The sequence below is a fragment of the Shewanella sp. LC6 genome (genome assembly GCF_006385735.2).
Classification (GTDB): Bacteria; Pseudomonadota; Gammaproteobacteria; order Enterobacterales; family Shewanellaceae; genus Shewanella; species Shewanella xiamenensis.
In genome coordinates this window covers 2,292,527-2,311,127 of record NZ_CP043902.1, presented here as the reverse complement: position 1 = coordinate 2,311,127, position 18,601 = coordinate 2,292,527, and the positions used below count along the sequence as shown (strand labels likewise).

The window sequence follows — 18,601 nt, the reverse complement described above, 5'->3', positions numbered from 1 at the left end:
GCAATTAAAACTCTTGGTTCATCCGCGTCAGCAGGTTCAGCAGCACGCTGCGCTCCTCCGCGCTCATTTTAGCGGTGAGATCGGTCGTTAATTGCAAATGCAGCGCATCATGCTCAAGGAACAGTGCTTGACCCTTTTCGGTTAACTCGACCAGAATCGAGCGCCTATCGGTTTCGTGCGGGCGGCGCACAACCCATTGGGATTCGACCATCTTATCGATTTGCACCGTAAGCGTGCCAGTCGTTACCCCAATTTTATCAGCAAGTTCCTTCATCCGCATCGCGCCGTGCACTCCCAATAATTCAATGGTGTGAACCTGTGATAGGCTAAAACCCTTATCACGCACGATAGCATGCTCCCAAGATGATAATTTTTCATAAAACTCAATAATCACATGGTTTAACGCCTGATCCGTGGAATGGACGGCCGAGGCTGATAGAGCATCATGCTGCGGTGCAACTGTCATTAGGCTTCCTTAGCGACACACTCACGTTGACGACAAGTATGCAGCTCAATAGTAATATGGGATAACTCAGGGAACTTAGTCAGTAACTGATTAAAATAACTGGCTTCTTTCGGTGAGTGGGACACTATGGATAACATAATAGCATGGTGATCGGCACTCACGCGCCAAATATGTAAATCGGCGACTTGGTGATCAGGCACCGCTTCAATGGTTTCGCGCACTTTACGCTGTAACGCTGCATTTACCCCGCCGTCGAGCAAAATTGGACTCGTTTGCTGAATCAATCCCCATGACCAGCGGCTGATAATAATTGCCCCTACAATCCCCATAATCGGGTCGAGCCAAGTTAAGCCCATATATTTGCCGAATAAGAGTGCGGCAATCGCCAGCACTGAGGTTAATGCATCGGCTAATACGTGAAAATAAGCGGCTCTCAGGTTGTGATCATGCCCCGAATGCCCATGGGAATGTCCATGTGCGTGGTTGTGTGAATGGTCGTCATGGTCATGGTCATGGTCATGGTCATGGTCATGGTCATGGTCATGGTCATGGTCATGGTCATGGTCATGGTCATGGTCATGGTCATGGTCATGGTCATGGTCAGCAGCATGATGATCGTGCCCATGGCAGCAATGATTATCTTGATGAGCCTTATGGTCATCGTTCTCATCATCATGATCATGTGCGTGAGTGTGACCATGAGAGTGACCGTGTGAATGCCCATGTGAATGTCCATGGTCGTGGGAGTGATGGTCTTTCAACAAAAACACGCTTAATACGTTCACACTTAATCCAATCAAGGCTACGAAAATGGCCTCATTAAAGTGAATATTCTCAGGGTTTATCAAACGCATCCCTGATTCGATAAGCATGATAAGTGCAACCAGTCCTAAGGCGATGGCGCTGGTATAACCGCCAAGGACACTCACTTTACCGGTACCAAAGGCAAAGGTTGGATCATTGGCATGCTTACGGGCATAGGAATAGGCAAACAGCGTAATCATAAAGGCGGCGGCATGAGTGCCCATATGCCAACCATCGGCCAGCAATGCCATAGAGCCGTATATCGTGCCCGCCACAATCTCGGCCACCATAGTGATAACCGTTAAATACAGCACATAACGGGTATTTTTTTCGCCAGCAGTATTTTGTGTAGAGAATCCATGGGGATGTTGCCATTGGGCAATGGAGTGTCCAACGCCATGACTTGGCTGCGGCGTTGTTGTTGAAGGGGTTATTTTCATTATTTTTTCCTACGTTCCCTGCCCTTATCTGACCGATTTGGACAAAAGTACCTGTGGTGTTTGATGATGTCTGCCAACATTTTAGTTTGAAAATCAAAATATATAAATATCAAAATAATCATTTTTCAAACTATTTGCAGAAATATTGCCGACAATCACGAGATGTTAAAACGGACAGATACGGAAAACGGCGGAGTCTAGAAACACAAAGGCGCTTAAATCAACCGATTTAAGCGCCTTAACACAGGATTTGATTAGAATGCGGTATCAGAACATAGATACGAAGAATGCACTGAAAAATAAAGCAATTACAACTGTAGTACCTAGCGCCATTTTAAGTTCGGTGTTCATATTCACTCTCCTAGTGGGTATGAACCCATTATTATCAAGCCTGCGATAAATGCCTATATTGAGATAGTTATTTTGTGAGCAAGACCTAAATTATCCTGTACTTTTCACATCGCGTTTAATGGTGACGTGATACAGCTCACACCATGCAATCTCGCCTAGCGCACATCAACTCAAAAATCAAGGCATAGCAATTCGCTTATTCGATTAACATTAAGACTCGATTAACAATGATTTTTGTTATAATGCCGGCATAATTCATTGACCGAGATAATCCTATGTCACAACTGTTACACACAATGATCCGCGTTGGTAACTTAGAGCGCAGTATTAATTTTTACACTCAAATACTTGGCATGAAGCTGCTACGCACCTCAGAAAACCCAGAATACAAATATTCTTTAGCCTTCGTGGGCTACGGTGAAGAATCAACAGGCCAAGCGGTGATTGAATTGACCTATAACTGGGGCACTGAAAAATACGATCTCGGCACAGGCTTTGGCCATATCGCCATTGGTGATGAAGACATTTATGCTCGTTGTGAAGCCATTGCCGCCGCAGGCGGTAAAGTCACCCGCGCGCCTGGCCCTGTTGCGGGTGGCACCACCGAAATCGCCTTTGTGGAAGACCCTGACGGCTATAAGATTGAATTTATTCAAATGAAATCGGCAACCCAAGGTTTAGGTTAAACCTATTATCTTCCAACGTCTGATATAAAAACGGCGCTTGCAGTGTATGCAAACGCCGTTTTCTTTGCTCGTTGATAAATGCCAACACTACAGATTATCGCTTGCCCTCGGCGGCCATCGCGATACGGCTGCTGCGCTTCTTCTGCCAAATGGGTAAACGCCATGCGAGCAACAAACCAAAACCGAGGATATACAGACTCGGTTCGATGATTTCGGATTTGACCGACCAATAAAAATGGATCGGTGCTAGTATCGCCACGACATACACTCCATTGTGCAGCGTTTGCCAACGGCGGCCCATTTTTCGCATTAAGACCTTAAATGAGGTAATCGCTAAGGCGCTCACAATCACATAAGCCACAGCACCAACTAAAATATAAGGCCGTTTCGCCACCTCGCTGAAAAACAACTCCCAGGCAAACAGCAGATCTAAGCTGAAAAACGCCACAATATGCAGTGTGGCATAGGCAAACACATACAAGCCGACAAGCCTGCGAGTCTGCATTAACCAACCTAACTTAAATCTCTTGGCAATAGGTGAAATCAGTAGTGTTGCCAGTAGCGCATTGAGTGCGCCAATTCCAGTAAAGTGGATAATATGCTGCACAGGGTCGCCGCCCGCACGCCCCGACAGCACAGTAAAAACCAACCAAGTAATCGGGATAAACCCAATCAAATGAAAAACTAACTTTACCCAGAGCAGCTGTTTTGGTGTGACTCTTAACGCCGTGATGTTGAACATAAGACTCCTACTCTTTTCCCCTTTAAAGGCGCTAACCACTATCTCACTAGACAGATATTGCAACTTGTTCGCTAGGCGCAATCGATTGCGCCTAGAATACGGTCACCGAATGGGTTAATAAAACTGCCTCAAATCCATGCCGTCATATAAAGAGGCCACAAACTCGCCATAGCCATTAAAAGGCAATGTATCGATGCGCTGCGCCGAGAATAACCCACCTTCACCGATGCGCCGCTCACTCGCCTGTGACCACCGGGGATGATCGACAGCTGGGTTCACATTGGCATAAAACCCATACTCATGGGGTGCGAGTTGATTCCAGCTGGTGGGTGGCTGCTTGTCCATCACCCGAATACGCACAATCGATTTAATGCTCTTAAAACCATATTTCCACGGCACCACTAAGCGGATCGGCGCACCGTTTTGCGGCGGCAGGGTTTTACCATACAGCCCGACTGACATCAGCGTCAGTTCATTCATCGCCTCGGCAATGGTTAAGCCTTCCACATATGGATAATGAATGCCACCGCCCATTAAACGGCTTTTTTGTCCTGGCATTTGCTCGGGATCGAAGGCGGTCTCAAAAGCAACATATTTTCCCTTGCTGGTTACGCCCACTTTTTTCAATAACGCCGCAAGTGGAAATCCAACCCAAGGGATCACCATCGACCAAGCTTCAACGCAGCGCAGTCGATAAGTACGCTCTTCAAGCGGAAACAGCTTAGTCAGATCCTGATAATCAAGCGTCATGGGGCGCTCAACTTCGCCTTCAATACGCAATTGCCAAGGGTCGACTTTATACTGCTGCGCATTATCAGACGGGTCTTGTTTGCTGGTACCAAACTCATAAAAGTTATTATGGGTTGTGACCTTATCAAATGGTGTAAGCACCTCACCCTGACCAAAGCGCGCATTGGCCTCAAAAGTCAGTGGCGTGGTGATAAAGCTGGTTTTGGGCTGATCACCAAACAGATCAAATAATCCCGCCTGCACATAACCTGGGATACTGGCACCAATCGCACCTAACCCCATGGCTTTCACTATGTGGCGACGTGCCTTAAAGACCGACTCAGGAGTAACTTGATTGTCTTGTATATGCCAGCGTGCTTTTTTCAAAATACCCGGTGTAAAACGTGATTGATTAGTCAATTGACACCTCTGCAAAAATAAAATGTTATGTACCGGCTTTTGCTAACGCTAAGCGCTCACCCATAAAGCTCAGGTAAATTAACCTGTGTTGATAAGCTGTAGTGATATAGACACAGAAAACCGCAAAAAAATTTCATCCCTCACACTATATCAACCTAAGCGACTAAATCTTGCTCATTTGAGTCATCAGCTAAACAGATTGTTTATTAAAGCACTTGAAGCCTTTCTAGGGGCATGCGACCCTAAGCGCCATCGCAAAAGGAGTGCTAGTAAGATGCCATTTTCTCAATCTTTTTCCCTCGCCCAGATCATCGGCCTAATCGCCGTGGCCTTTTTAGGACTGTTAATCGGTGCCCTACTCAATCAACGTCTCACCCGTTCTCGCTGGCAACAGTTTAAGGACGAGTTAGAACAAGAAATGCGCCAAGTGAACGAAGATGCAGAGCTTTCCCTCGCGCAGCAGCAAATCTTAGTGGACGATAAAGATAGCCAACTCCGTCAATGCCAGCAGCGCCTAGAGCAAAAAATCGAACATCTAGGCAAAGCCGAGGCCTTAGCCGAGCGCGTGCCGAGTTTAGAGCAGCAATTAAACGATAGTCATCGCCGTCAACTCGAATTACAACTGGCGTTGTCTAAATCTAATGCCCTACAACAAACCATTCAGGCCAAAGCGGATGCCCAGCAAGAATCACTGCGGGAAAAGATCGCCACCCTAGAAAGTGCCGAAGTACGTCTGCAAACCCAATTTGAAAATCTTGCCAACCGTATTTTCGAAGAGCGCAGCGAAAACTTTAAACACCAAAACGCCAATCAATTAGAAGGCGTACTTGGGCCGTTAAAGCAACAGTTAGAAGGTTTTAGGCAGCAAATCCGCGAATCCTATAACCATGAGCAATCCGAGCGTAGTGCACTCAAACATCAATTAGAGCACTTGCGTGAGCTCAACTTAAAAATGAGCCAAGATGCCATTAACCTGACAAAAGCCCTAAAAGGCGATAATAAGCAGCAAGGCAACTGGGGCGAAGTGATTTTAGACCGCGTGCTGCAAGAAAGTGGCCTGCGCGAAGGCCACGAGTACCACACCCAGCAGGATCTCAAAGATGACAGCGGCAAACGCTTTAAGCCCGATGTCATCGTGCATTTGCCTGAAAATAAAGACGTGGTGATTGATGCTAAGATGTCACTTATCAGCTACGAGCGCTATTTTAACAGTGAAGATCCGCTGGTGCGCGAACAGGCCATCAATGAGCATGTGCTATCCATACGCAACCACATTAAAGGCTTGAGCCAAAAAGATTATCAGCGTTTACACGGGCTTAAAAGCTTAGATTATGTGCTGATGTTTATCCCCATCGAGCCCGCATTTTTGCTGGCTTTAGAGCATGACCCAAGCCTTGTTAACTTTGCCCTTGAGCAAAATATTATGCTGGTCAGCCCAACCAACCTCTTGGTTGCCCTGCGTACCATCAATAATATCTGGCGTTACGAGTATCAAAACCAACACGCCCAAACCATTGCCAAACAAGCAGGCCGGATCTACGACAAACTCTGCGGCTACCTCGACGATATGGAAAAACTTGGCCGCGCTTTAGATAACGCCGAGAAAACCTATCACAGTGCCATGAATAAATTATCCTCTGGCAAAGGCAATTTGGTGCGTCAAGCGCATTTAATGCAGCAACTGGGTGTTGATACCAGCAAACAACTCGATAAGATGTTACTTGAGAAGGCGCTCAATGAAGCCTTAGACGACAGTGATATTGATGAAACCAGCGAGTTCGAAAACGATAGCTCAGCTAAAACAACTGAACACCAAACCAGGGTAACAAAAATTGAGGATGCCACCGCACTCGAACAACTCAACACCCAAACGCAGCAAAACGCCTAAATCACTATTAATCCTGAATCGATAGGGAAAAATCGATTGTAACCTTGATGCCCGGAGGCAAGTTCTGCATGTGCAACCCATTCACAAAGATGGTGTTATCCAGCGCAATTATTATCGCAGGTGCATTTAATGCCTCTGCGGCTTTTGCTTTAACGTCGACCCAAAAGACTTTTCTTGAGGCTGAAAAAGCCTTGAAGAAACAAGACTATGCAACCTATAAGCCCCTACGTGCTAAGTTAGGTGAATATCCGCTGGCGATCTACTTAGACCATGATATCGATATAGGTCGGCTCAATGATTTACGCGGTAATGACGCTAAGTTTTTGATAGATAAATATCAAACAACACCAATGTACCAAAGACTGCGTTCGAAATATTTATTGAATGCTGGTAGCCAAAAGTGCTGGAACGATTTTCTGACGCTGGCTCAAGATGCGCCAACCGATGTCAGACTACAGTGTTATTTTTATGAGGCAAAACTTGCCAAAGGTGAAACCCAAACCGCCTATACCGCCGCGCAGTCGCTATGGGTCTATGGTGATTCCCGTCCGAAAGAATGTGACCCTCTGTTCAATGCCTGGACCAAAGCGGGCAAGCGCACTCAAGAGGTGATTTGGGCAAGGATGTTAGTGAGCTTCGATGAAGGCCAAACCAGTCTTTTGAGCTTTCTATCGCAAAAAATTACGGTCCATAGCGCCGAAGCCAAACGCTTAGTCGCCGTATTTAAAGATCCCAATAGCCTGCGCCATACTGAAAAATTTAAAGACAAAAATCCTATTGTTGGCGATATCGTTGCTGCTGGGTTAAAACGCCTTGCCCGTAAAGATCTCGACCAAGCCATCGATTTATATACTCGGTATCAAAAAGCCAAACGTTTTAGTCCCGCGCAAGATCTACAGCTGCAAAAGTATCTGGTGCGCCGAGTATTGATTGAGCAGGATGATAATTTTAAAGACTGGGCAGATAATCTGCTGCCAGAGATGAAAAGCGACGATATGTTCGAACGTCGTTTACGTTGGGCGATTCGTGAGCAGGACAGCACCCATATTGCTCGCTACTTAGATTTATTATCACCTGAAGCTCAAGCCAAAGAGCGCTGGCAATATTGGCTGTATCGCACCAATGCCAAACACGCCCCAGAAAGCGCCACCAAAGCCCTAGCGGCCGTTAGCAATGAGCGCGGCTTTTACGGTTTTGCCGCCTCACAATTATTGAATAAGCCCGTATCGCTAAATCAAAGTCCTGAGCCGGTTATCAATGGGAACAGTCCAAAACTCGAAGATGATTTGGGTTTTGTGCGAGTACAGGAGCTGATGGCGCTCGATCGTTATTTCGATGCCCGTTATGAATGGGTGGCACTGCTCAAACGCAGCAATAATGACATGCGTGCTCGTTATGGTCGTTATGCCCATGATCAAGGCTGGTATGACTTTGGCGTCGAAGCCAGTATTCAAGGCAAACTTTGGGACGACATCCCCCTACGCTTCCCAATGGCGCATCAATCGGGCTTTGAACATGCGAGCAAAAAGCACAAAGTTAATATCGATGAAATCCGCGCCATTAGCCGACGCGAAAGTGCGTTTTTCCTCTATGCAACGTCTGGCGTTGGTGCCCGCGGTTTAATGCAGATTATGCCCGCGACCGCCAAGGCCACAGCAAAAAAACACGGTGCTAAGTACAACGATCCAAAGGATCTCTACAGTGCCGAACTTAACTTAAATTTAGGCAGCGCCTATTACGCCCAATTATTGAAGGAATTCAATCAAAACCGAGTATTAGCCACAGCCGCTTATAACGCAGGCCCATCAAGGGTTCGCCGCTGGTTAGCTGAATCAAATGGTCAACTCGATGCGATGAGTTTTATCGAGTCTATTCCCTTCACCGAAACCCGTGAATATGTACAAGCCGTGTTAAGTTATCGCTTGATTTACGAAGCGCAAAAACAACAGCCACAGCCTTTATTTAACGAGGCTGAGCTGAAGTTCCATTACTAAGGACAAGACTAAATGTAATAAAGGTGGCAAAGGCCACCTTTATTACATTAACAAACATAATACCGTTTCAAATTCATACCGTTAAGCTATGTATATAAAATCAGCAAACGCACATCACTCAGGCAAACTTATTTGCACTTAGCACTATTAAATGCGAATAATTAGCAATTAGTCATTATCCATGCGTTGCTACATGCTCAAGCTCAGCGGTTTATCCTTAAGTTGCGAATACCAACCCTTCGTTTGCCCTCACACTAAACACATTCATGGTTATGAAGCACTCGCCCGTTTCTACCTTGAGCAAGGCCAAGCCATCGCTCCTAATCTGGTATTTGAGCAGTTACACGAGAACAGCGATGCACTTGCTTCGATCGAGTATCAGGCCAAAGCCTTTCAGCTTAAACACGCCCCCGCTGAACAAAGCTTATTTGTGAATGTCGATCCCCATGCAGCTAACGGCGTGCATACCCAAAAGTTACTCGACCTACTCTCCAGTCACCCGCAAGTCACAGTAGAGATTATTGAGAATACCTGCATTAATGACGCCGAGCTTGCCAATCAACTGTTTCATCAATTTAAAGCAGCAAATATAAACGTGGCACTTGATGATATCGGTGCGCCCCACTCCATGCTGTCGGTCGATTTAATGATGAATGTGGATTATCTGAAGTTTGATCGTCACTGGCTAAATTTAGTTGCCGAACCTCACGGCATCGCACTACTCAGTGCATTGATTGAATTTGGCAAACGCACTGGCAAACAATGTATCCTCGAAGGCATAGAAACCGACGCCCAGCTCCAGCTAGCCCGCGAGCTGAATGTCGATCTAGTACAGGGATTTTTATTCAAACCTTGGTTTATCCGCCCAGAGCAAAGCGAAAAGTTAATTTGTTAGGGACAATAAAGTTTTATATAAAAAATATTAATTGTCATTGTTTCCCCAGTAACACGACGTCTATTTATTTAATAAGAAGTGTCCTTATAGACTCGACCTCGGCATCTGCAACACATGGAAGTGTAAATGCCGCGATGAAAGAGCGGCCATGCCGCCAACGGTCACTGTTGCAACAATGGCAATTTTAATGACCATTGAACTGTTCATCTGGTTAAAAGCTTTTTGCACCAAATTGTGTTTCGTAGTTCAAAAGGGGAATTGGACAAGTAAAGCTCTGCCTATAGAAAAGTTGATGGTTCCAGTTAGAAGTTATGCATCCCTTCCTTTTGTAGCTTCAATGCTTTAATCAAAATCAAAGTCGTGGCAAAAAATAGCGGGGACAACCATATCTTTTTGTGGATGTATCAACGAAAGTAGCGCCAAGATACTGACAAGATTAAATATTCCCCATGATAATTGGCTCAAGCTGACCACCGAGTTTGGCAAACTATTTCACGGGCCAGTGGGCACGCTGCAAGAACTGAGCGATTACTGCGAACACTTAGAAAAGCGACGACGGCACTTTGCATCAAGCTGCCAGCACTTGCGCTGCAACTGACAACGACTTATATAACTTCGAAAATAACCCTTGCTGAGTATTTCCTAAGAACTGGGATGATTTACCTCGTCTGAAATGCCCCATTTTTTAAGGGATTAGCGCAATTTATTGTCTCAGATGCTGTCCCTATGACTTTTGATGGTTCTTTTCCAACAATGTTAACTTTTACAAGTTGTAGGCAAACTGAAAGTGCATTATGTTATTGATTTATATTGGGTGGCCGGATTTGCTTTAGTATATCAACCTTGTTCAAACCCTTAACAGCAAATATAGCTATACGTGGCGCAGGATATTATCAGGAGCATAAGCAATCTAAGCTATACAGTTCATCTAACGGACATTTTTATGACATAGATATTAACATCCGTGGTATGCGATATGGGCCACTAAACCCCGGAACCAGATTTGGTGATAACAAAGGGGACGGCGATGCAATTCTAGATGGCCACATATTCTTTGACTCATATTGTGAGAATAGATAAATGAAAAGGCTTATACTTTTATTTTTGGTTTCCTTGGTTGCAGGATGTAGTGATGATGCAAACTTTCACGTTATCAGTGACCAAGAAGTAAGTAATTACGTAAAAAGACACAAAGCCGATTTAGAGGTTTTAATTGGCAACATAAAAGAACTACCCAATTGGAGAGGGTTAGGCTTGCTTCTGGTAAATTAGAAACGCTACCTAAAGGGGTGTCTATACCGAAAGAGCTTGTGCAAGCTATGACCAAGGCAGAGTTGGAATTAATTGATATTAGAATGGATGAAGGAAAGCTCAAATATGTAGAGTTTATTTTGTCAGTCTCAGGGAGCGTGCTCAGCGGTGAAATTAAGGGGGTCCTATACACGCCGATAGCCTTAAGTGATAATGTTTATGAGAGTTTAGATGAGCTTAGGGAAAGTTCACTAAAGAGTAAAACTCAAGAGTCAGTAGTAGGCTACAAGCAACTCTCACCAAAGTGGTATATTTTCTATTCAATGGATTTTTAATGGCTCCCAATCAATACTAAAACAGGACAGCCAGGAAAACAGGACAGCCAGATCTTTTTGATGTTCGATAACCCCTCGATGCAAAAGGATCAACATAAAGAGGCAGGACAGGCATCGAACAAAACTGGACACCCAGCCTTAATAGCGCGGTAGTAAACCTCCGACTATGCTTTGGTTAAGCATTAAACAAGGAGGTTTTTATGCCGCGCCCTCGTAGAGCCCAGATAAGTCTTGAACTCTCACCTTAACATCAGTCCCTATTACCATTGCTGTAGTCGCGTTGTTCGGCGGGCATTTTTATGTGGTGATGATAGTTACTCGGGTAAAAACTATGACCATCGCCGTGCTTGGGTCGAGTCATTATTTTTTGAACTTGAAGCCGTTTTTGCTATTGATGTGGCGGCCTTTGCGGTGATGTCGAATCATCTGCATTTGGTGCTGCGGGTGGATATCGACAGTGCAAATCGTTGGACTGACCGCGAAGTGCTTGAGCAATGGCATAAGTTGTTTAAAGGCGATGAGTTAACGCAAAAGTTCGCAAAAGGTGAGTTGGTCGAGGCGCATGAGGTCAACAGATTAAGGCATGCAATCGCCCTTTATCGCAGTCGATTATGTGATATCAGTTGGTTTATGCGCTGCCTCAACGAACCCATTACAAGGCAAGAAAATCAAGAAGATAACTGCACAGGTCGTTTCTGGGAAGGTCGGTTTATCTATTTATTTTATGGAGACTCAAGCCCTACTCGATGAAACTGCGGTGTTAGCCTGTATGACTTATGTTGATTACTCTTTATTACAAGCAAAGTCCCATCATAGCCCAACAGGCTGATACATCTGAACAATCCGACCATACCAGTATTCAACTACGTATTCGGGCCGTATTAAAAGGTGAGCAGCCGAGCAATCTCCTGCCATTTATTGGTCACGAGAGCGACAACCAACCCAATGGCATTACGTTTGTCTTAACGGATTACCTTCAATTGGTGGATGATACCGGCCGAATCATTCGCAATGATAAACGTGGATGCATCAGCGAAAGTAGCGCCAAGATACTTAACAGATTAAATATTCCCCATGACAATTGGCTCAAGCTGACAACCGAATTTGGCAAGCTATTTCATGGTCCAGTGGGCACCTTGCAAGAACTGACCGATTACTGCGAACATCTCGAAAAGCGAGGACGGCACTTTGCGGCAAGCTGCCAGCACTTTCATTGCAACTGTTCTATATCACTTCGAAAATAATTATCGCCTAGTACCTTTCATGCACTATGGGCTCACTTGCCACTTCTGAAATACACCATTTTTGAATAAATTAGTTCAACTTATTGCCTCAGGTTCAGTTCTCGCGACGTTTGATAGCTCTCGCTCAAACCATTTGAGCCCGAGCAGGTTGTAGGCAAACAGAAAGTGCATTATGTTGTTGATTTAAAATGGCAGCTTGTTTGAAAGTTGATGAATGCGGTTTAAAAATAGCTAAATTAATCGTATAGTGACTTCGCAATAACCGAATGATTTAGCTTGAATAACGCTGTAAATTTCGCTTCGGTGAACAACGATTAATATCAGGAGACCACATCATGGATGACACACCAAGCAATACTAATGCTGCCAGAATCATAGTATTTGAGCATCCTGTGGTGGCACAGGATTGTGTCGATGCGTTGGTCAATCTTGGCTTTTTAGTCAGTTATATGCCAATAAAAGAAAACGTCATGAGGATCATGACGGATAGGCCCGATTATGTTTTTACCATCAACTTTAACCAGTATGTTTCTGAAGCGTGTGAACTGCTCAAAATTCCTTATCTCGCTTGGGTAATCGATACGCCCTGTTACTCCGTTTACGATAAAGCGATTAATAATTCCTGCAGTTTCACTTTTATGTACGATGTTGCCGTTGCTCAACGACTGAGAGACCAAGGTGTGAAGCAGGTATATCACCTGCCAGTCGCCGCTAACTTAGCGCGGATAAACCAAGTTTTGCAACATGAAGACGATACGTCTCTGGCCAATGATATTGTCCTAGTAGGCAATCTAACCAAAACTGAATATCACTCATTCATTATGCCCAAGTTAACCACAGCGACATTAGCTAGCTGTAACAGCTTGATTGAAAGCTTAAATACTCCCAGTGACACTTTCGAGCTAGCCGAACAGATTAGTGAAGACTTGATAGCCTCCATTAGACAGGAATCGGGCTACCATTTAGTTGGTGATCACCATCTCACGACCGCAGAAAAGTTGGCCTACTTATTGGGACGAGAGCATTCGTGGCGAGAACGAATTGAATTAATTCATACCCTAGAACAGCGCTTACCAATTCGAGTTTATGGTAACAACGAATGGCAAGCATTTGCGAAGGGATATGCGGGTTACGCTGACCACTACAGCCTGATGCCAAAAATATTCAAACATGCCAAAATCAATATCAATTTAGCTCGCTCTTTTGTGGAATACGGCTTGCCACTGCGAGTGTTTGATGTCATAAGTTGTGGTGGTTTTCTGCTCACCAATGAAAAGCAAGATCTGCATCAACTGTTCTCAAATGGTAAGGACTTAGTGATTTTTCGAGATACGCAAGATTTGATGGAAATATGTGAGTATTACCTTGAACACGATGCCGAAAGACAAGCTGTTGCAGCACACGGTTTGGCTACGCTGATGGAAAATCACACTTATCACCATCGAATGATCGATATGTTTACCACAGTGCAGAATCATTTGCGTGGACTGCCAACGACGTTAAGCCGTTGGTATATTTAGTTGGTGGGTTTAGTTAGGGCAAACTGCGGTTGCGAAAGTCCAGGAATACATACAGGAAGTACTAATACCGAGTTGGATATGGATAATGGAATGCCATCGAGGCATTCGTGAACCCATTTACATCAGACGGGTGGCCCGGCATCCACGGATGGACTTTCACAACATCCGTGTTTAACGGCCAGTTCGCCATCTGATAGGCAGGACGCCTGAATGTCGTGCTATGCAGGGACGCATGAGAACGACCATAGCTCTCGTTCATAAGCTTAGAAACCTAAGGTTTCTATTCACCGCGTCGGCGAGCAAATACCGCGGCTCGCCTGTAAATTCGAGCTAAAAGAACTTAACGCTAAACAACCATTCTTCCACTAACAAATTCTATTGAGCTCATTTGTAACGCTTTTCAGCCTCAAATCATACAGTGTGCAGATAATCGAATGCTTCGGCTCACCCCTCTATGGACAATAGGAATCTCACTAAGCCGTTTGATTTTACAGTAAAAGCGACTGGCTAAGCGCGGCATATTCCGCCATAGTGGTAGAGCGAATGACCTCATCCATGCACAAGGAGTCTCCAGTGGCACATTCTGGTTTAAGCCAACTATTACAACAACTTGAACAGGTTTTATTGGGCAAGCCACGGCAAATTCGCTTAGCCCTCGCCTGTATTCTCGCCCGTGGCCACCTATTAATTGAAGATTTACCCGGTATGGGCAAAACCAGCTTGTCCCATGCCCTCGCCCAGAGCCTAGGCTTAAGTTATCAACGCATTCAATTTACCAGTGATATGCTGCCCGCCGATATTCTCGGGGTATCGATTTTTGATAAACACCAAGCGCAATTTGTGTTTCATCCAGGTCCGATTTTTAAGCAGATGGTGCTGGCCGATGAGATTAACCGCGCCAGTCCTAAGACGCAAAGCGCCTTGCTCGAGGCCATGGCCGAGCAGCAAATTTCTGTCGATGGTATTACCCACAGATTGCCCAATCCATTTTTTGTGATTGCTACGCAAAACCCGACTGAGCAATCAGGCACCTTCCCACTGCCCGAATCCCAGCTCGACCGCTTTATGATGCGGATTTCCATTGGTTATCCCAGCCACGATGCCGAGCTTGCGATGCTCAAAACTGTGCAAACGCCGCAAACTCTGGATAATCTGCCGCAATGTTTAACCCCTTTGGCGTTAACCCAATTGCAGGAGCAATGCGATAAGGTCAGTGCATCCGATGCGCTGCTTAATTATATTTTGGCCTTAATCCATGATTCTCGCAGCCAAACGGACGCCATTGGCCTGTCGCCACGGGCAACCAAAGCCCTGTTACAAGCAGCCAAGGCTTGGGCATTTTTAGAAGGTAGACACTATTTAGTGCCCGAAGATGTGCAGGCGGTGTTTTGCAGCGTGGCCGAACATCGACTGCGCACCAGCAGTCAATTACAGGGAGAAGCGCTCTCGGAGCGGATCCTCGCAGGTGTGAATCCGATCATGTAACGGCTCAATCAGCCATTAAATGTGAATATTGATAAGAAGATGAGGACAGTGTGAAACGCGTGTTTTCTGCTTTTTGGCAGCGCTGGTTGGCAAGGCGCATGCCGCCCAGTTCTGAGTTCACCTTAAGCCATCGCAGTATCTTTATTCTGCCCAGTGGCTTTGGGTTTGTTTGGTTGGGGCTGATATTGCTACTGTACTTGTTTGGTACTAACTATCAGAACAATCTCGTGATTGGCCTGAGTATTTTGCTGCTCAGCTTATTCAATACCTGCATTCTCTATAGTTACAAAAACTTAGCAGGGCTACGACTACGGGCACTCACGCCGCCGGAGGTGTATGCGGGCGAGACGATCACTTTTCCTATTTTGCTTAACTCAAACCACAGCAGCCATCATATCAGCCTAAATTATCCGAATAATTTAGGTTATTTAGTCAAACACGTTGGCACGCAGGACGAGCAAGCGCTAGTGTCGTTTGCAAATCAACAGCGTGGAATAGTCTCCGCTGGACGGCTGAAGATTGAATCCACCTACCCTTTAGGACTCTGCCGTGCATGGTCGCATATCGACCTTGATAACGCCCATATTGTCTATGCCCAGCCGCTTGAAAGCCCCTTACAACTTGAAGCCGCAACGGAATCCGGACAGGACGAACCGCTTGAGCGAGCAGGCAAATATATTGCTGGCATTGATGAATATAAAGGCCTTAAACCCCATGTGCTCGGTGAGTCATTAAAGCAAGTGGCATGGAAACAATGGGCCCAAGGGCGTGGCATGTTAACCAAGGAGTTTGAACAGCCTCAAGGTGATCCGGTCTGGTTAAAATTAGCCCCTGATCCTACGCACCTCGAACAGCAACTCAGCCAATTAAGCTGGCAGGTGAACCGCTTAAGTCAGCTTGAGCAATATTTTGGCCTTTGGCTGCAACAGCCTAATGGGGAAGATATTATTCTGGCGCCCGCCCTCGGTAACTCGCACCGAATCGCCTGCCAACGGGCACTGGCGCTTTATGGAACACATACACAAACGCAAGATACAAGCGACAAATTATCTGTTAATCATGGATTTAGTCATAAGCCACATATTCCTCCCCACAGGCATAGCACTCAAACAGCATCACATGTTGAGGATCGCCTATGAGCCTCAAATCAATGACTAGTGCAATGGCCACTGAAAGTGCAGCTCAGCTAAATGCCTATCGCGCTAATGGACCTCAAACTGGGGATAATATCAGTCGTCAAACCCTGTTTTGGCTATTGCTCACCAATTTAGCAGTGCTCAGCCCGTTATTTGATAAAACCACCCCTTGGACCCTTGGGATCTGCGCCATTTGCTTGCTGTGGCGCATTGGTATCTATGTCGGCAAAGTCGCTAAACCTCCCCGTTATCTTGTCACAAGCCTTGCTATCGGCGCGGCAATCACGCTGGCACTGGTCTCGGGCACAATTGGGCTATTAAACGCTTTAGTCAACCTGCTCATTTTAGGTTATGCATTAAAATACATTGAGATGCGAAGTGTTAGGGATGTAAGAGCCGTCGTGATTGTCGGCTATTTTTTAATTGCCCTCACCTTTATTGACCACCAATCCATGCTCAATACCGTGCACCTTATTGGCGTCACGATTATCAATACCTGCGTACTGGTCACCCTCTACCAAAGCCAACATCGCTGGCAACACACGGCATGGATTGGGGCTAAGTTATTGCTGCAAAGTATGCCCTTAGCGTTATTACTTTTTTTGGTGCTGCCCCGTTTTGCACCGCTTTGGCTTGTGCCCAATGTGAAGGAAGCCCAAACCGGGCTCTCGGACTCCCTTGCCGTGGGCGATATCAGTAAACTCACTCGCTCATCGGCCTTGGCATTTAGGGTGAGTTTTACCGATGCCAGCCCCACGCAAGCCGAACTCTACTGGCGCGCCCTAGTGCTGGAAGATTATGACGGCTTAACATGGCGCCAAGATGCGGGTATCAAACAAATTCAAAAGGATGCGTTTTTCTTTCCGCCCTCAAGGCCAGATCCTGCGCGGCAGTTGCCCTCGTTAACGCCAAAAACACAAAACAGTACCAGCAATAGCCAACCAAGGGTTTACCGTTACCAAGTGATTGCCGAACCCAGTCATCAACCTTGGCTATTTGGCCTTGATGTGGCCTACAGCCAAGATGATAAGCTGGTGAATTTGCCCGACTATCGGCTCTATGCGCTGCGTAATGTCGATCAACGAATGGGCTACAATGCCAGTTCGTGGCCACAGGCGAAAATGGATCTCACCTTAAGTGACAAACAGCGACAAATAAACCTCAATCTACCAGCGGACAGCAATCCCCGAGCGCGCCAACTCGCCGCTGAATTTAAGGCTAAATATCCAGAACCCCATAAGCGACTTTGGGCCATGATGGGCTATTTTAATCAACAGCCGTTCTTCTATACCCTCACGCCCCCACCGATTGGCCGCCAGCAAGTCGATGACTTTCTGTTTGAAAACAAAGCAGGATTTTGCGCCCATTATGCCTCTGCCTTTATTTTTATGGCGCGCGCCAGCGGCATACCAGCACGGATGGTGACAGGCTATCAAGGAGGCGAATACAACCCACAGGCCAATTACCTCAGCGTGTATCAATACATGGCCCACGCCTGGGCCGAGGTGTGGCTCGAGAATGAAGGCTGGGTGCGTTTTGATCCGACCGCCATGGTGGCACCTAATCGGATTGAACAAGGCTTTGATGCCGAGTTTTCCCCTGAGCAAAGTTACCTGCAAGAAAGCCCTTTTAGCAGTTTACGATTTAAATCTATGCCTTGGCTCAACGAGTTGAGGCAACGCTTTGCTAGCGTTGATTATTACTGGAGTTTGTGGGTGCTCGGTTTTAATCAAGAACGGCAGAACAAAGTGCTAAGCGGTATTTTAGGAGAAGTCACTAAGGCCAAAGTCGCAATGTTTATGAGTGTGTGTATTGGGCTTATTGGCCTCTATATCGCCTACAGCGTAGGGCTATTTCGCTTTAAAAGGGAACAAGATCCCATCAGCGCTAAGTACCAACGCATTTGCCAGCGACTCAGTAAATTTGGCATCGCCCGCCCAGCCCACTTAGGCCCGAACGCCTTTGCAGCGCAGCTTATTGACACGCACCAGCAGCAATCCCCTCTGTTTTGTCGTGAGTTTGACACGTTCACCCAAAGCTACGTCGCATTGAAATACCAAAACTTGGCGGATAACGACTATCAAGTGGCGCTAAAGCGCTTTAATGCCGCGGCCAAAGCCCTCAACTGGCTGCTATTTGGCCCAAGTAAACAGTTAAAATAGATAGGATAGACCGCGGACAGACAAGATTGTTGAATCTTATAAATCAAACACAT

At 45.9% G+C, this 18,601-nt stretch carries 14 protein-coding genes and 2 pseudogenes; 12 read left to right on the top strand and 4 right to left on the bottom strand.

Going from position 1 to position 18,601, the window contains the following annotated elements:
• Positions 1–4 precede the first annotated feature (4 nt).
• Both FJD32_RS10510 and FJD32_RS10505 read right to left on the bottom strand, forming a co-directional pair.
• On the bottom strand, positions 5–466 hold the full coding sequence (locus FJD32_RS10510) for a MarR family transcriptional regulator (RefSeq protein WP_037417825.1): 462 nt from the start codon (positions 464–466) through the stop codon (positions 5–7).
• The gene (locus FJD32_RS10505; protein WP_205403044.1) at positions 466–1,710 is read right to left on the bottom strand and encodes a cation diffusion facilitator family transporter; all 1,245 of its coding nucleotides are present in this window, start codon (positions 1,708–1,710) and stop codon (positions 466–468) included. Before FJD32_RS10505 ends, FJD32_RS10510 begins: the two co-directional genes overlap by 1 nt.
• 626 nt (positions 1,711–2,336) lie before the next feature.
• Here FJD32_RS10505 and gloA point away from each other — a divergent pair.
• Positions 2,337–2,747 carry a lactoylglutathione lyase gene (gene gloA, locus FJD32_RS10500; protein ID WP_037417829.1) on the top strand — a complete coding sequence of 137 codons (411 nt, stop codon included), beginning with the start codon at positions 2,337–2,339 and terminating at the stop codon, positions 2,745–2,747.
• A gap of 94 nt (positions 2,748–2,841) precedes the next feature.
• On the opposite strand, the gene msrQ is transcribed toward gloA, so the two are convergent.
• Both msrQ and msrP read right to left on the bottom strand, forming a co-directional pair.
• Entirely contained in the window at positions 2,842–3,489 is a 648-nt protein-coding gene (gene msrQ / locus FJD32_RS10495; RefSeq protein WP_037431360.1) for a protein-methionine-sulfoxide reductase heme-binding subunit MsrQ, read from the bottom strand.
• 114 nt (positions 3,490–3,603) lie between these two features.
• Positions 3,604–4,638 (bottom strand): protein-methionine-sulfoxide reductase catalytic subunit MsrP, encoded by a 1,035-nt coding sequence (gene msrP, locus FJD32_RS10490; protein WP_037431361.1) that lies wholly within the window; start codon positions 4,636–4,638, stop codon positions 3,604–3,606.
• A 274-nt stretch (positions 4,639–4,912) separates the two neighbouring features.
• Between msrP and rmuC the strand changes: the two genes are divergently transcribed.
• The 11 genes and pseudogenes from rmuC to FJD32_RS10440 all read left to right on the top strand — a co-directional run bounded on the left by rmuC (position 4,913) and on the right by FJD32_RS10440 (position 18,548).
• Complete coding sequence (gene rmuC, locus FJD32_RS10485) at positions 4,913–6,526, top strand: DNA recombination protein RmuC (protein WP_037431362.1); 1,614 nt, start codon at positions 4,913–4,915, stop codon at positions 6,524–6,526.
• Between the two features lie 68 nt (positions 6,527–6,594).
• The gene (locus FJD32_RS10480; protein WP_140907042.1) at positions 6,595–8,520 is read left to right on the top strand and encodes a transglycosylase SLT domain-containing protein; all 1,926 of its coding nucleotides are present in this window, start codon (positions 6,595–6,597) and stop codon (positions 8,518–8,520) included.
• A 193-nt stretch (positions 8,521–8,713) separates the two neighbouring features.
• Positions 8,714–9,415, top strand: a complete 702-nt coding sequence (locus FJD32_RS10475; protein ID WP_037431641.1) for an EAL domain-containing protein — start codon at positions 8,714–8,716, stop codon at positions 9,413–9,415.
• Positions 9,416–9,563: 148 nt separating this feature from the next.
• Positions 9,564–9,761 carry a hypothetical protein gene (locus FJD32_RS10470; RefSeq protein ID WP_055648455.1) on the top strand — a complete coding sequence of 66 codons (198 nt, stop codon included), beginning with the start codon at positions 9,564–9,566 and terminating at the stop codon, positions 9,759–9,761.
• 57 nt (positions 9,762–9,818) lie between these two features.
• Positions 9,819–10,013: pseudogene (locus tag FJD32_RS25050) on the top strand (transposase); the annotation flags it as partial.
• A 640-nt stretch (positions 10,014–10,653) separates the two neighbouring features.
• The gene (locus FJD32_RS10465) at positions 10,654–11,001 is read left to right on the top strand and encodes a hypothetical protein (protein WP_055648454.1); all 348 of its coding nucleotides are present in this window, start codon (positions 10,654–10,656) and stop codon (positions 10,999–11,001) included.
• Positions 11,002–11,201: 200 nt separating this feature from the next.
• Positions 11,202–12,245: pseudogene (locus FJD32_RS10460) on the top strand (transposase).
• A 335-nt stretch (positions 12,246–12,580) separates the two neighbouring features.
• A complete protein-coding gene (locus FJD32_RS10455; protein ID WP_037430102.1) occupies positions 12,581–13,765 on the top strand; it encodes a glycosyltransferase in 1,185 nt (394 codons plus the stop codon).
• A gap of 573 nt (positions 13,766–14,338) precedes the next feature.
• A complete protein-coding gene (locus FJD32_RS10450; RefSeq protein WP_037418048.1) occupies positions 14,339–15,250 on the top strand; it encodes an AAA family ATPase in 912 nt (303 codons plus the stop codon).
• Positions 15,251–15,300: 50 nt separating this feature from the next.
• The gene (locus FJD32_RS10445) at positions 15,301–16,389 is read left to right on the top strand and encodes a DUF58 domain-containing protein (protein ID WP_037430103.1); all 1,089 of its coding nucleotides are present in this window, start codon (positions 15,301–15,303) and stop codon (positions 16,387–16,389) included.
• Positions 16,390–16,412: 23 nt separating this feature from the next.
• On the top strand, positions 16,413–18,548 hold the full coding sequence (locus FJD32_RS10440) for a DUF3488 and transglutaminase-like domain-containing protein (RefSeq protein WP_181159824.1): 2,136 nt from the start codon (positions 16,413–16,415) through the stop codon (positions 18,546–18,548).
• Positions 18,549–18,601 lie beyond the last annotated feature (53 nt).

What these genes read in the sequence shown, in the direction of transcription:
- FJD32_RS10510 (WP_037417825.1), bottom strand. Translation starts at nt 466, where the DNA reads ATGACAGTTGCACCGCAGCATGATGCTCTATCAGCCTCGGCCGTCCAT.
- FJD32_RS10505 (WP_205403044.1), bottom strand. Translation starts at nt 1,710, where the DNA reads ATGAAAATAACCCCTTCAACAACAACGCCGCAGCCAAGTCATGGCGTT.
- gloA (WP_037417829.1), top strand. Translation starts at nt 2,337, where the DNA reads ATGTCACAACTGTTACACACAATGATCCGCGTTGGTAACTTAGAGCGC.
- msrQ (WP_037431360.1), bottom strand. Translation starts at nt 3,489, where the DNA reads ATGTTCAACATCACGGCGTTAAGAGTCACACCAAAACAGCTGCTCTGG.
- rmuC (WP_037431362.1), top strand. Translation starts at nt 4,913, where the DNA reads ATGCCATTTTCTCAATCTTTTTCCCTCGCCCAGATCATCGGCCTAATC.
- FJD32_RS10480 (WP_140907042.1), top strand. Translation starts at nt 6,595, where the DNA reads ATGTGCAACCCATTCACAAAGATGGTGTTATCCAGCGCAATTATTATC.
- FJD32_RS10475 (WP_037431641.1), top strand. Translation starts at nt 8,714, where the DNA reads ATGCTCAAGCTCAGCGGTTTATCCTTAAGTTGCGAATACCAACCCTTC.
- FJD32_RS10470 (WP_055648455.1), top strand. Translation starts at nt 9,564, where the DNA reads ATGCCGCCAACGGTCACTGTTGCAACAATGGCAATTTTAATGACCATT.
- FJD32_RS10455 (WP_037430102.1), top strand. Translation starts at nt 12,581, where the DNA reads ATGGATGACACACCAAGCAATACTAATGCTGCCAGAATCATAGTATTT.
- FJD32_RS10440 (WP_181159824.1), top strand. Translation starts at nt 16,413, where the DNA reads ATGGCCACTGAAAGTGCAGCTCAGCTAAATGCCTATCGCGCTAATGGA.